This is a genomic window from Streptomyces lothianensis, assembly GCF_047779955.1.
In the GTDB taxonomy this organism is placed as follows: Bacteria; Actinomycetota; Actinomycetes; order Streptomycetales; family Streptomycetaceae; genus Streptomyces.
On sequence record NZ_JBLMKT010000072.1, the window covers coordinates 120,890 to 134,042 of the forward strand.

10 protein-coding genes are annotated in these 13,153 nt (G+C 71.4%); 7 read left to right on the plus strand and 3 right to left on the minus strand.

Translation table 11 applies throughout. From position 1 onward, the window contains the following. Positions 1 to 159 precede the first annotated feature (159 nt). Positions 160 to 2,283, plus strand: a complete 2,124-nt coding sequence (locus ACLF6P_RS25235; protein WP_415953201.1) for a COG1361 S-layer family protein — start codon at positions 160 to 162, stop codon at positions 2,281 to 2,283. Positions 2,284 to 2,478: 195 nt separating this feature from the next. Further along, entirely contained in the window at positions 2,479 to 4,206 is a 1,728-nt protein-coding gene (locus tag ACLF6P_RS25240) for a lectin-like domain-containing protein (RefSeq protein WP_415953202.1), read from the plus strand. A gap of 168 nt (positions 4,207 to 4,374) precedes the next feature. Here the strand turns inward: ACLF6P_RS25240 and ACLF6P_RS25245 are convergent, their stop codons facing one another. Continuing rightward, positions 4,375 to 5,829 carry a glyceraldehyde-3-phosphate dehydrogenase gene (locus ACLF6P_RS25245; RefSeq protein WP_415953203.1) on the minus strand — a complete coding sequence of 485 codons (1,455 nt, stop codon included), beginning with the start codon at positions 5,827 to 5,829 and terminating at the stop codon, positions 4,375 to 4,377. 228 nt (positions 5,830 to 6,057) lie between these two features. Here ACLF6P_RS25245 and ACLF6P_RS25250 point away from each other — a divergent pair, with 228 nt between their 5' ends. From ACLF6P_RS25250 to ACLF6P_RS25270, 5 genes are all read left to right on the plus strand, one after another. Next, the gene (locus ACLF6P_RS25250; RefSeq protein ID WP_415953204.1) at positions 6,058 to 6,738 is read left to right on the plus strand and encodes a response regulator; all 681 of its coding nucleotides are present in this window, start codon (positions 6,058 to 6,060) and stop codon (positions 6,736 to 6,738) included. Positions 6,739 to 6,923: 185 nt separating this feature from the next. Further along, positions 6,924 to 7,913, plus strand: coding sequence for an Acg family FMN-binding oxidoreductase (locus ACLF6P_RS25255; protein ID WP_415953205.1), 990 nt, complete (start codon positions 6,924 to 6,926; stop codon positions 7,911 to 7,913). 12 nt (positions 7,914 to 7,925) lie between these two features. Further along, on the plus strand, positions 7,926 to 9,380 hold the full coding sequence (locus ACLF6P_RS25260) for an MBL fold metallo-hydrolase RNA specificity domain-containing protein (protein ID WP_415953206.1): 1,455 nt from the start codon (positions 7,926 to 7,928) through the stop codon (positions 9,378 to 9,380). 198 nt (positions 9,381 to 9,578) lie between these two features. Then, positions 9,579 to 10,205: a CBS domain-containing protein gene (locus ACLF6P_RS25265; protein WP_415953319.1), complete on the plus strand. Its 627-nt coding sequence runs from the start codon at positions 9,579 to 9,581 to the stop codon at positions 10,203 to 10,205. Further along, a complete protein-coding gene (locus tag ACLF6P_RS25270; RefSeq protein WP_415953207.1) occupies positions 10,202 to 11,110 on the plus strand; it encodes a potassium channel family protein in 909 nt (302 codons plus the stop codon). Before ACLF6P_RS25265 ends, ACLF6P_RS25270 begins: the two co-directional genes overlap by 4 nt. Before the next feature lie 381 nt (positions 11,111 to 11,491). On the opposite strand, the gene ACLF6P_RS25275 is transcribed toward ACLF6P_RS25270, so the two are convergent. After that, positions 11,492 to 12,103 carry a class F sortase gene (locus ACLF6P_RS25275; protein WP_415953209.1) on the minus strand — a complete coding sequence of 204 codons (612 nt, stop codon included), beginning with the start codon at positions 12,101 to 12,103 and terminating at the stop codon, positions 11,492 to 11,494. 136 nt (positions 12,104 to 12,239) lie between these two features. Continuing rightward, positions 12,240 to 12,884 carry a hypothetical protein gene (locus tag ACLF6P_RS25280; RefSeq protein ID WP_415953210.1) on the minus strand — a complete coding sequence of 215 codons (645 nt, stop codon included), beginning with the start codon at positions 12,882 to 12,884 and terminating at the stop codon, positions 12,240 to 12,242. Positions 12,885 to 13,153: the final 269 nt, after the last annotated feature.

The window sequence follows — 13,153 nt, forward strand, 5'->3', positions numbered from 1 at the left end:
GGACCCGCACGACCGGGCCACCGGGCGCGGCGGCCACCGCAGTGGCCGCCGCGCCGACCGACCGCCGCACAACCGGTGCGGCTGCTCCACTCCCCCATTCCCCTTCCCCTGCATGCGCCGGCCTTCAAGCCGGGGCGGAGAGAACTGGAAGCGATGCCGATGGCAAGTAGGAGACCCTGGAGACCGCTGCCCTGGCTGGCGGGCGCGATCGCCTGCGCACTGCCGCTGTGGGGCGCCGCACCGGCCGCGACGGCGCTGCCGCCGCGGCTCGCCGTGACCTCGACGAGTTCGGCCGGCGTGTTCGGCGAGAGCCGGGCGGTGCCGCCCGGCGGACTCGTCACATACACCCTGACGGTGAAGAACAACGGTCCGTCGGTGGCGAAGAACGTCACCGCGACCGACACGCTCCCCGCGGACATCACCTTCGTTTCCTCGGAGGACGGCTGTACCGCCGTCGGACAGAAGGTGAGCTGCGGTCCGGAAGCGGAGCTGGCGGTCGGCGAGACCAAGACCTGGACGTTCGTCGCCCGGATCAGTCCCTCCTACGACGGTACCGGTGACGACCTCGGGAACGCGGCCACCACGGACTCGGACGCCACGGACCCCAACGGGGACAACAACACGAACGACCCCGTCGTCCCACCCGGCCCCTTCGACCCGGAGGCCGACCTCACGACCACCAAGACCGTGGTGCAGACCGATGCCGTGACGCCCGGAGAGGAGTTCGGGTACGAGATCACCGTCACCAACAACGGCCTGTCGGACGCCCGCAACGTCAAGGCCACGGACACGCTGCCGGATCTGGTCAACTACGTGTCCTCCCCGGACGAGTGCACCGAGTCGGAGCAGAAGGTCACCTGCGGACCCGTACCGGTGCTGGCTCCCGGCGCATCGTCCAGCTGGATCTTCAGGGTCCAGCTGGACGAGTCGTACACCGGCGACGGCAAGGACCTGCCCAACACGGCCACGGCGAGCTCCGACACCGCGGACCCGGACACCGCCAACAACACCTCCGACCAGGCCTACCCTCTCGTCGGCACTCCCGAGGCGGACCTGAGGATCGACAAGACCACCGTCGGCGACACCCCGGTGGCCCCCGGCGAGACCTTCCAGTACGCGGTGCGGGTCACCAACGACGGCCCCTCCCGAGCCGAGAGCGTCAGCGTCGACGACACCCTGCCGGACGAGCTGTCCTTCGTCTCCTCCACGGACGGCTGCACGGCGCTGGGCCAGCGGGTCAGCTGCGGCATCCTGCCCGCCCTCGACTCCGGAGCGTCCAGGACCTGGATCTTCACCGTGCAGCTGGACTCCGGTTACACCGGCGACGGCTCCGACATCCAGAACATCGCGACCGTCACCTCCGAGACGGACGACCCCGACACGGCCAACAACACCAGTGAGGCCGCCGGCGTTCCCGGCGACACGGTCAACCCGCCCACGGCGGACCTCAGCCTGACCAAGGAACCGGTGGGCAGCACCCCACCCGTGCCCGGTGAGGAGTTCCAGTACCTCATCACGATCTCCAACGACGGCCCGTCCTCGGACGCGCACAGCGTGACCCTCACCGACGACCTGCCCGAGGAACTCACCTACGTGTCCACCAGCCCGTCCGGCTGCACCTTCGACGGTGACGTCGTCCGCTGCTCCCGGAACACGCCGCTGAAGGTCGGAGAGAAGGCGGAGTACCTGCTGACGGTCAAGCTCGACCCGTCCTACACCGGGGACGGCAGCGAGATCGTCAACAGCGCCACGGTGACAGCCGAGAACATCGACCCCAACAGCGACAACGACTCCAGCACCGCGCCACTGCCCGACGGCGGGGCCGCCGACCCCAGTGCCGACCTGAGGACCGACAAGAAGCTCGGCAGCGACACTCCCGTCTCACCGGGCGAGTCCTTCCCGTACGAGATCACGGTGACCAACGACGGACCCTCCCAGGCGACGGGGGTCAAGGTGACCGACACCCTGCCCGAGAACCTCGGTTTCGACCGCTCCCCGAGCGGGTGCACCGCCGTCGGCAAGACGGTCACCTGTGGCCCCGAGGCCGCGCTGGGGCCGGACGAGTCCAAGACCTGGATCGTCTGGGTCAGGCTCGCTCCCGACTACACGGGCAACGGTGGCGACATCGTCAACACCGCCACCGTCTCCTCCGACACGGCCGACCCGGACAACAGCAACGACTCCAGCACGGTCACCGGTGTGCCGGGCAGCAAGGTCGAAGACGCGAAGGCCGACCTCGAAGTGGACAAGGAGGCGAGCACGACCCCCGGCAGCCCCGCGTAGCCCATCACCACGGCCACCACGTTCCGCGCCTTCCCGCGGAACCGACCAGCGACAGCGGTCAGCGACCGCACACGCGACAGCCCCGGCCGGGAAACCGGCCGGGGCTCCCGGCGAGGAAACGGTTTCAACGTGCAGAACACCTCAGTCTCACGACCGCGCGGACGAAACGCCCGGTGGTCCCGCATCCTGGCGGCGATGTGCACCGCGGCCCTCACGGCCGCCGCCCTGAGCGCTGCCGCCCCCGGCACGCCCTCCCGGGACGCCCCGCCCCCCGCGACGGCCGCGACGAACGGCGCGCAGGGCACGACGGAACGGGCCGCCCAGGTCCAGTTCCCGGTGCACGAGCCGTTCGACGGCCCCAGCAGCTCCGGCACCACATCGGGCGATGCCACCTTCGTGACGGACGGCTGGCTCCGGCTGACCAGCGCAGCCGGCAACCAGGCGGGCAGCTGGGAGATGAACGACTCCTTCTCCTCCAGCCTGGGCTTCCTCGCCGAGTTCGACTACGCGTCCTGGGGCGGGCGGCAGCACGACGGCAAACGCGGCGACGGCCTGGCGTTCTTCCTCGCGAACGGCGCGGCCGCCAATGGCGTCGGCCAGTTCGGCGGCGCGCTCGGCTATGCCTGCTCACGTTCGAGTTCCGGCTGGCTCGGCGGCACCTCCTGCCGGGACGACGGACTGCCCGGGGCCTACCTCGGCATCGGCTTCGACGAGTTCGGCAATTTCTCCCAGAAGCTGGTGGGAAACGGCGGGCCGGGCAACGCCCCCAACGAGATCGTGGTACGCGGCGGCGGCGACGGCACCACCGGCTACCGGTACGCCACCTCCGCCGCCGGCCCGGGCGGCACCGTCGAGACCACGGGCCAGAGTGACTACCGCACGGTCCGGGTGCTCGTCCGTCCCTCGGGATCGAGCGTGCTGCTCACGGTCTCGTCCAACACCGGACCCGGCACCACGATGCAGGAACTGATCACCGACTACGACATCACGGGGATCACCGACCAGCCCTCGCTGCCTTCCACCCTCAAGATCGGCTTCTCGGCCTCCACCGGTGGCGCCACCAACAACCACGACATCGGCGACCTCAAGGTCAACGTCCCCGTCGATCTGTCGATCACCAAGTCCGGCACCCCGGCCTCGGTCCCGGCCGGCTCCGGCGAGGTCACGTACACGGTCGAGGTGAGCAACGACGACACCAACGCCGTCACCGCCGCCAGGGTCCGCGACGCCGTGCCCGGTCTGACCGGCGTCACCTGGACCTGTGCGGCGTCCTCCGGCAGCACCTGCGGCGCGCCCTCCGGCAGCGGCCCCCTGGACACCACCGTCGACCTGGCCCGGGGCGGCTCCGCGACCTACACCGTGACCGGCACCGCCCCGTCCTCGCCGACCACCTTGACCAACACGGCGACCGTCACCGCCCCGGCCGACCGGACCGACGTCCACGCCGCCGACAACTCCGCGTCCACGCAGACCACCGTGACGGACGGCCCCGCCGACATCGCCGCACAGAAGGAGGCGGTGGGTGAGGGACCGGTGGCTCCCGGCGAGACGTTCCGGTACACCCTGACAGCCGTCAACAAGGGCCCCGCCGACGCCGGCGATGTCTCGGTGACGGACGCCCTTCCGTCCGGGCTCACCTTCCTGGCCTCGCCCGACGGGTGCACCCGCAGCGGGCAGACCGTCACCTGCCCGGCGAAGAGCGCGCTCGCCGTCGGGGAATCCACGAGCTGGACCATCACGGTCCGGCTCGATCCCACGTACGAGGGCGACGGCAGCGACGTACTCAACACCGTCACCGCAACCGCGCGTCAGGACGATCCGGTTCCCGGCAACAACACCAGCGCCGCCGTCGGTCCGCCCGGCGGTGTCACCGGACCGCAGGCGGACCTGGCACTGACGAAACGGGCCGAGGCGGGCGGCTGAAAGGGCGTCTTGCCCGGACAGGATGAGCGTCTGGTCCGGCCGGATGTCCGGCAAGGTCAGCCGGGGGGGGGCGGGCCCACGGGCACGCCGAAGGGCCGCCGCACCGGTTGAGTGCGGCGGCCCCTCATGTACGCCTGGATCCGGGCGCCCGGATCACGTACGGGTGACTCAGACGGCAGCCGCCGGGTACGTCGGGTACTCGACGCCCGAGACGTGCTGCACGACCCGGATCACCTGGCACGAGTAGCCGAACTCGTTGTCGTACCAGAGGTAGAGGATCGCGTTGTCGCCCTCGACCTTGGTCGCGCCGGCGTCCACGATCGAGGCGTGGCGCGAGCCGATGAAGTCGCTGGAGACGGCGTCCGGCGTGGAGATGAAGTCGATCTGGCGGCGCAGTGGCGAGGTCAGCGAGACCTCGCGCAGGTGGTCGAGAACCTCCTCGCGGCTGGTCTCACGGGCCAGCTGCAGGTTGAGGATCGCGATCGACACGTCCGGCACGGGCACGCGGATCGAGGAGCCGGTGATGTGCGCCTTCAGATCGGGCAGCGCCTTGGAGACGGCCGAGGCCGCACCGGTCTCGGTGATCACCATGTTGAGCGGCGCGGAGCGGCCGCGGCGGTCGGCCTTGTGGTAGTTGTCCAGAAGGTTCTGGTCGTTGGTGAACGAGTGCACCGTCTCGACGTGGCCGCGCAGCACCCCGTACTCGTCGTCCATCGCCTTCAGCGGGGGGACGATGGCGTTGGTGGTGCAGGAGGCGCAGGAGATGATCTGCTCGTCCGGCTTGAGGCTCGCGTGGTTGACGCCGTGCACGATGTTCGGGACATCGCCCTTGCCGGGGGCCGTCAGGACGACCTTGTCGACGCCGGGGCGCAGGTGCTGCGAGAGGCCCTCGCGGTCGCGCCACTTGCCGGTGTTGTCGATGAGGATGGCGTCCTTGATGCCGTACTCGGTGTAGTCGACTTCGGAGGGGTCGTTGGCGTAGATCACCTTGATCTCGTTGCCGTTGGCGGTGATCGTGCTGTTCGCCTCGTCGACGGTGATCGTGCCCTGGAACTGGCCGTGGATCGAGTCGCGGCGCAGCAGCGAGGCGCGCTTGACGAGATCGTCGGCGGCACGCCCGCCGCCACCGCGGACGACGATCGCGCGCAGGCGCAGACCGTTGCCGGAGCCGGACTTCTCGATGAGGAGGCGGGCCACGAGCCGGCCGATGCGGCCGAATCCGTAGAGCACGACGTCGCGGCCCTCGCGGCACTCGATCTTGTTGTCGCCGGTGGCACCGGCCACCGCCTCGGCGGTGAACTGCTCGACGGACAGTCCCCGGTCGTCGCTGCGGTACTGCTCGGCGAGACGGCCGATGTCGATCTGCGAGGGGCCGAGGTCCAGCGAGGCCAGCGTCTGCAGGAACGGCAGAGTCTCGGTGACCGAGAGCTCCTCGCCGGTTATCTGACGCACGAACCGGTGGGCCTTCAGGAGCGAGACCACCGACTTGTTCACCAGGGAGCGGCTGTGCAGCAGGACGGTGACATCCCGCTCGCGGTGCAGCTTCCCGATGAGCGGGATCATCGACTCCGCGATCTCCTCGCGGTGCTTCCAGTTGGTGAACGAGTCGTCGTTGACAGTCACAGGAATCTATCTTTCGAGCTAGGCGGCGCTCACATGCTAACTCCCCGGTGGTCCGCCCTCGACGGCGGGCGGAGTCAGGCTCGTCACAGCCACCTCGCACAGCCGCCCTGCGGGTGGGCGCATCGGGGCGCCTAACCCGTGGGCACGAGCATCGCCTGGTCAGGTCCTGCCGCTCCGGCGGACAATGCCCTCAAGGACCGCGGACCGCTCGAACACACAGGGGTCGCCATGAGCGCACAGACAGCGGCGAACGACAAGCCCATCCGGGTCTTCCTGGTGGACGATCACGAGGTGGTCCGACGCGGCCTGCGCGACCTTGTCGACGACGAACCCGGCCTGACGGTGGTCGGCGAGGCCGCGACCGCGGGCGAGGCCCTGGTCAGGGGGCGGGCGCTGCAGCCCGACGTGGCCGTTCTCGACGTACGGCTGCCCGACGGCAACGGGATCTCGGTGTGCCGGGAACTGCGCTCGTGGATGCCCGGCCTGGCCTGTCTGATGCTGACCTCGTTCGACGACGAGGAGGCGCTGCTCGACGCGATCATGGCCGGCGCGTCCGGGTACGTCCTCAAACAGATCAAGGGCTCCGACCTGCTGTCGGCCATCCGCACGGTGGCGAGCGGCCAGTCGATGCTGGACCCGGCGACCACGGCCCGGCTGATGCGCTCGCTGCGCGGCCCGGAGGAGGCCGCCCCGCCGCAGGACGAACGCCTCGCCGGGCTGTCCGAACGGGAGCGGTCCGTGCTGGAGCTCATCGGCGAAGGGCTCACCAACCGGCAGATCGCCCACCGGCTCTATCTGTCGGAGAAGACCGTGAAGAACCACATCTCGCGGCTCCTCGGGAAGCTGGGTGTGGAGCGTCGCGTACAGGCGGCGGTGATCGCCGCGCAAGTGCAGGAGCACGACGCCTGACCCGGGTGTCCGTTCGGGACCGGGCACGGAGCGTCCCGTTCGGGCCCGGGCACGGAGCTCCCGTTCGGGCCCGGCTGTGGGCCGTTCGGCCCTCGCCACCGAAGGCGCGCCCCGACGAACGTGGTGTACAGGCGGGAAACACCCGCCCCGGCCCTGCCGGCGCCCCCAGACAGGACGGTGGAACCGTGGCCACGACCGCTCCGCCTCGCGCAGTCGTCACCTCGCTGACCGAGGACGCCGTCACCGCGCCGTCCATGCACAACGCACAGCCGTGGCGTTTCGTGTACCGCGGCGAAACCGGCACCGTCGAGCTGTACGGAGACCCCTCGCGGACCCTGTCGCACGCGGATGCCCACCACCGTGCCCTGCATCTCGGCTGCGGTGCGGCGCTGCTCGGCCTGCGGGTCGGCGCCGCACACCGCGGCCTGCGCACCGAGGTACAGCTGCTCCCCGACCCCGCCGACACGTGGCATCTGGCCGACGTACGCCTCCTGCCGGGCCATGGGCACGAGGAGGAAGCCCTGGCCGCACTGCGGCCCGTACTGCGTGAGCGGCACACGAGCCGGTTCCCGTTCACCAAGGAACCACTCCCCGAGGAGCTCCTGGACGGCCTGTGTGCCGCGGCCTTCCTGGAGGGCTGCCGGCTCGTGGTCCCGGGGCCGTGGCACACGCGCACCGTGCTCGACCTCGTGCACGCCTCCGAAATGTTCGAGGCGGCCGACGACTCGGTACGCGAAGAGGTCGCCGCCTGGATCCGCACCGGTGGCGCCGCGGGCCACGAAGCCGAGGGGATCCCGGCGTACGCCCTCGGACCGCGCCAGTACGACGTCACGGCGCCGGTCCGCGACTTCGACACGCGTCGCCGGATCACCGGCCGCACCGCGGAACGCTTCGAGGCGAACCCGCGGATCGCACTCCTGGGGACGGCCGAGGACACCCCGCGGGACTGGCTGAAGGCCGGGCAGGCGCTGCACCGGGTGCTGCTGCAGGCCACCCTCGACGGACTCTCCACCTCCTTGATGTCCCAGCCCCTGGAATGGCCCGAGCTCCGGTCCGTGGCGCGGGATCCGGCTTCCGGCATGGGCCATGTCCACATGGTGATCCGCCTCGGCTACGGACCCCGAGGCCGGGCCACGCCGCGCCGGCCCGTGTCCGAGGTACTCACCTTCGCGTGAAGGAGGCCCGCCATGTCGGCCATACCGGAGGAGCCCCCTGTGCCCGTCCCCGTTCCTGCCGCCGCCCCGTCCCCGCCCCGTCCCGCACTGCTCAGATTCCTCGGCGGCGTCGGGACCGTCACCGGAAGCAAGTTCCTGGTGGAGAGCGATCATGCCCGCGTCCTCGTCGACTGCGGTCTCTTCCAGGGCTTCGCGAACCTGCGCCGGCGCAACTGGGAACGTCTCGCATGCGATGCCGCCGACCTTCACGCGGTGGTCGTCACCCACGCGCACCTGGACCACTGCGGCTTTCTGCCGCGCCTGGTCCGGCACGGCTTCCGCGGGCCGGTCCTCACCACCCCCCGCACCCGCCGACTCGCCGGCATCGTGCTGCGCGACAGCGCCCGGCTCCAGATGGAAGCCGCACGGCACGCCAACGAACACGGCTGGTCGAAGCACCGGCCGGCGAAACCCCTGTACGACGAGTCCGACGTCGAGAAGGTACTGGCGTTCTTCGACCCGGTGCCGGTCGGCGAGGACGTGGAGATCATGGCCGGAACCCGGCTGAGCCTGCACCACGGCGGCCACATCCTGGGGGCGGCGTGGGCCCGGCTGACCCTGGAGGACGGCCACAGCCTGGCGGTCTCCGGAGACCTGGGCAGGCCCGGACATCCCCTGCTGCGTCCGCCCGAGCCGTTCTCCGGCGCCGACGTGCTGCTGATGGAGTCCACGTACGGCGACCGCCACCACGACCAGGACTCTGCCCGTACGTCCTTCGCGGACGTCGTCGCCCGGACCGTCGCGCGGAACGGGACCGTGGTGATCCCCGCCTTCGCGATCGACCGGACCGAGGTCGTCCTGCACGAACTCGTCCGGCTGCGCGAGAGGGGCGTGCTGGGCCGCTCGGTCCCCGTCTACGTCGACAGCCCCATGGCGCTCGCCGCGCTCGACGTGTACCGCGAGGCCATCCGCGACCAGGCCCCCGAGCTGCGCCCCGAAATCCTCGCCCAGGGCACCGGCGCGCTCAGCCCGGAGCCCTTCCTGGCCGCGCGCACCGTCCAGGAGTCCATCGACATCAACAGCGTGCGGGGCCCGGCCGTCATCGTCTCCTCGGCCGGGATGGCGACCGGCGGCCGCGTCCTGCACCACCTCGCACGTCTGCTCCCCGACCCGCGCAACACCGTGGTCATCGTCGGCTTCGCCGCAGCCGGTACCCGGGCCCGCGATCTGGTCGACGGAGCCAAGGTGCTGAAGATGTTCGGCAGCTACGTCCCCGTAAGGGCAGAGGTCGCCGACGTACCGCACTTCTCCGCCCACGCCGACGCCGGCCAGATCATCGACTGGCTGCGCGGCGCCCCGCCCCCGCACACCACGCACCTCGTCCACGGCGAACCCGCCGCGTCCGCGAGCCTGCGTGACCGCATCGACCACGAACTCGGCTGGACGGCCGTCGTACCGCGCTCCGGCGAGGCGGTTCTGGTCCACTGACACCGACGCCTTCGGTATCCGGCCGCTGAGGAGAGCCCCATGACCCGGCGCACCCCGCAGACCCCGCGTGCCCCGCAGGGCCGCCCCTCCCTGCGGGCCCCAGAGTCCTCGAACACCCCACAGTCCCCGAAGACCCCGCAGCCCCCACAGTCCCTGAAGACCCCGTGGACTTCTCACCGCTTCACCGTCGCCGACGTGATGACCAAGCGGGTGGTCGCCGTCCGGGCCGGGGCGCGGTTCAAGGAGATCGTGGACACGATGCAGCGGTGGGCGGTGAGCGCCGTCCCGGTGATCGAGGGGGAGGGCCGCGTGGTCGGCATCGTCTCGGAGGCTGACCTGCTGCTCAAGGAGGAGTTCCACGACCACCGCGTCGGGCTTGTCGAGCAGCTGCGGCACCTGGAGGCCACCGCGAAGGCCGGTTCCTGCAGCGCCGGCGACCTGATGACCTCCCCCGCGATCGTCATCGGACCGGAGGCATCCCTGCCGCAGACCGCCCGCCTGATGGCCGCCCATCGCGTCAAACGGCTCCCGGTCGTCGACGAACGCGGCATCGTGCAGGGCATCGTCAGCCGGACCGACCTGCTCAAGGTGTTCCTGCGCACCGACGAGGAGCTCGCCGCCGAGGTCCGCCACGCCGTCATCGAGCCCTTCTTCCCGCTCTCCCGGCACCGGGTCGACGTCCGTGCCGAGGACGGGGTGGTGACGCTCTCGGGCGATGTCCACGACGGTTCGCTCATCCCGCTCGCCGCCCATCTCGTGCGGGCCGTCGAGGGTGTGGTCGACGTACGGCTGGAACTCACCGGGAGGGCCGGGGTGCAGCAGTGACGGGCTGGCTCTGGACGCTCACGGGCATCACCCTCGTCCTGTTCGTGCTCCGGGACGTCTTCCACACGCTCTGGCACCCGACCCGCCACGGCGGTCTGAGCCGCCTGGTGATGCTGTCGCTGTGGCGGCTCTCCGCGCTCCTCGGCGCGAGCCGCCGCCCGGCAGGCCTCGCGGGCCCGGTCGGCATGGTCGTGGTCTGCGCGGTCTGGGCGCTCACCGTCGCCGCCGGATGGGCGCTGGTCTACTGGCCGCGCATGCCGGAGGACTTCTCGTACGCGCCCGAACTCGTCCCCGGGGAACACGCCGGTCCGGTCGACGCCCTGTACATGTCCTTGGTCACCCTTGCCACGCTCGGCCTCGGTGACATCGCCCCCGCCTCCGGCTGGCTGCGTGTCCTCGGTCCCCTGGAGGCGCTGGTCGGCTTCGCCCTGCTGTCCGCGACCGTCGCCTGGATCCTCGGCATCTATCCGGCCCTCGCCCGCCGCCGGGCCCTCGCCCTGCGTCTGTCGCACGTACGGCGCAGCAGCGCCTCCACGCGGGCTCTCGACTCGGACGGCGGAGCGGCTCTCCTGGACGGTCTGGCCTCCGCCGTCGCCATGGTCACGGTCGACTTCCGGCAGTACCCCGAGTCGTACTACTTCTACGACGGGGACGAGCACACCTCGCTGGCCGCCCAACTCGGCCACGCCCTCGGCCTCGTGGACCGGGCGGCCCGGTCCCGGCATCCCGACGTACGGCTCTCCGCGTCGGTGCTGCGGACAGCCCTCGACGACCTGGCCGCGGTCCTCGACGACCGGCTGCTGCGCACCGGGGCCACCACCGGGCGGGTCTTCGCTTCGTACGCCGCCGACCATGCCCCGCCGTCCGGCCCGAACGGCTCCCGTCGGACGGGGACGACGGGCTGAACCGGTTGGCGGCTCAGACGCCGAGGGGATCCGCTGCTGCGATGCCCGGCCAGCGTCCTGGTCGACCACCGGCGTCTGCCGGTGCCTGTGCACCGGATGCCCGACCTCGCCCGGGCGTGGCGGCGTCACCGGGCCCGGACGCCGGAGCACGGCGGGCGCGAGACGGCGCGTCCCTTGCAGTGAGGCGGCGCCGGGCCCCGCGGCCCTCGGTACCGGTGGCACGTGAACGGCCGCCCGGCGCGGCGCGCCGGGCGGCCGTCATGCCGCGTCGCCGTGAACCGGCGCCGGAACAGGACGTGCAGGAGCTGTTCGGGGAGCCGCTGCCGACGCTCCGTACGGCACCGGGGGTGGCGTTGCCTCCCGGAGCGGGCGGCGGACGGGTCAGATCTTCCGATCGATGCCCGTCAGGTGGGCGAAGACCACGACGTTGGACGCGTATCCGGTCTTGGGGTCGAAGGTTCCGCCGCAGGTGATCAGGCGCAGTTCGGGGCGCTTGGAGGCGCCGTACACCTCCTTGTCGGGGAAGGCCGACTTGGCGTACGTACGGACCCGGTCGACCGTGAAGACGGCGACGCGGCCGTCGGCGCGGGCGATTCGGACGGTGTTGCCGGCGTCCAGCGAGTCGAGATTCAGGAAGATCGCCGGGCCGGTGCGGGTGTCGCGGTGCCCGACGACGACGGCGGTGCCGCGCTCGCCCGGGGTGACGCCGTCCGCGTACCAGCCGACGACCCGGGGGTTGTCGACGGGCGGGACGGCGAGTCCGCCGCCCGGCTTCAGGCCCAGGCGGATGACGGGCGCCTCGACGGTGACGGCAGGCACGGCGAGGACGGTGGGGCGGGAGCGGGCCAGGGGCGCGGGCGGGGGCTTGGGCCGCACGGAGGGTTCGGCCCCCGCCCCGGCATTGCGCGCCCCGTCGGAGCCCGGCCCGTGGGTTGCGATGGCCGGGTCGGCCGGGTTCTCGTCGCAGGCCCACCAGATCCCACCGCCGACCAAGGTCAGCGTGACGGCGATGGTGCGGGCAAGTCTGCACAGCCGACGCTGCCGACGGGTGGTGCGTAGGCGCCGGGCGGCCCCGCGCGGACGGGTCGGAACCCGTCCGCGCGGGGCCGCCGCACGCGGAGAGACGGACCTACGCTGCGCCATTGTGGTGGCGCCGGGAACGGCGTACGAGGACCAGGCCTGCGGCGCCGGCCAGCCCGGCGACGGCGACGGCCGGACCCACACCGAAGCCGGAGCCGGAGTCACCGGCAGGGGTCCCGGTGTCCGCGGCACCGCCGCCACCCGCGCCGACCGGCCCGTGCGGCGGCTTGTGGCCGTTTCCGTTTCCGTTTCCGTTTCCGCCGCCGGGCCCTCCGTTGTCATCGGGGCAGTCGACCCGGAAGACCTTGTGCTTGCCGGCGCCCTGCTCGCCCTCGAAGGTCCAGTCGAGCTTGTACATCCCGTCGGGCAGGCTGAGAAGCCCAGTGCGCTTGTGGCCGTTGGCGTCCGTGGTGAGCGCACCGTCGAGGTTCGGGCCCTCGGCCTTGGCCGGCTGCGGCGCGATCGTCCACGTCACCTCCTGCCCGCTGTCGAAGTTGAAGGCGTCGAGATAGAAGCGGCAGACCTTCGGGTCGTCGCGCTGGTCGAACTCGCCGGTGTGCTCGTCGTGGACCTTCACATCCCCGTTGTCACCGGGTACCGCGTACGCGGCGGGCGCGCCGGCGAGGGCGAGCGAGCCGAGCGTGAGCGCGGTGAGGGAAGCGGACAGTACCGGACGGAGCGCCGAAGCGGTCATGCGTGGTTCCTCCAGCCGTGGATCTTGGATTTCAAGAGCTGATAATCCGACTATTGGTCACACAGTGGACATCAACGGTGGCACCATGCCGCCGCCCCTCCGACTTGCACCCATCCGGCTCTGGGCCGGCCCCGAGCGAACCTCGAACCCCCTCAGCCCTGCCGACCGCGGAAACAGCAGGACGCCACATGAGCTCGGACGTACACGAACATCGAGGCCGCTGCTCACGGCCTTGAGCCGGGCCTGCACTGCGGGGTCGGCGAAGCGAC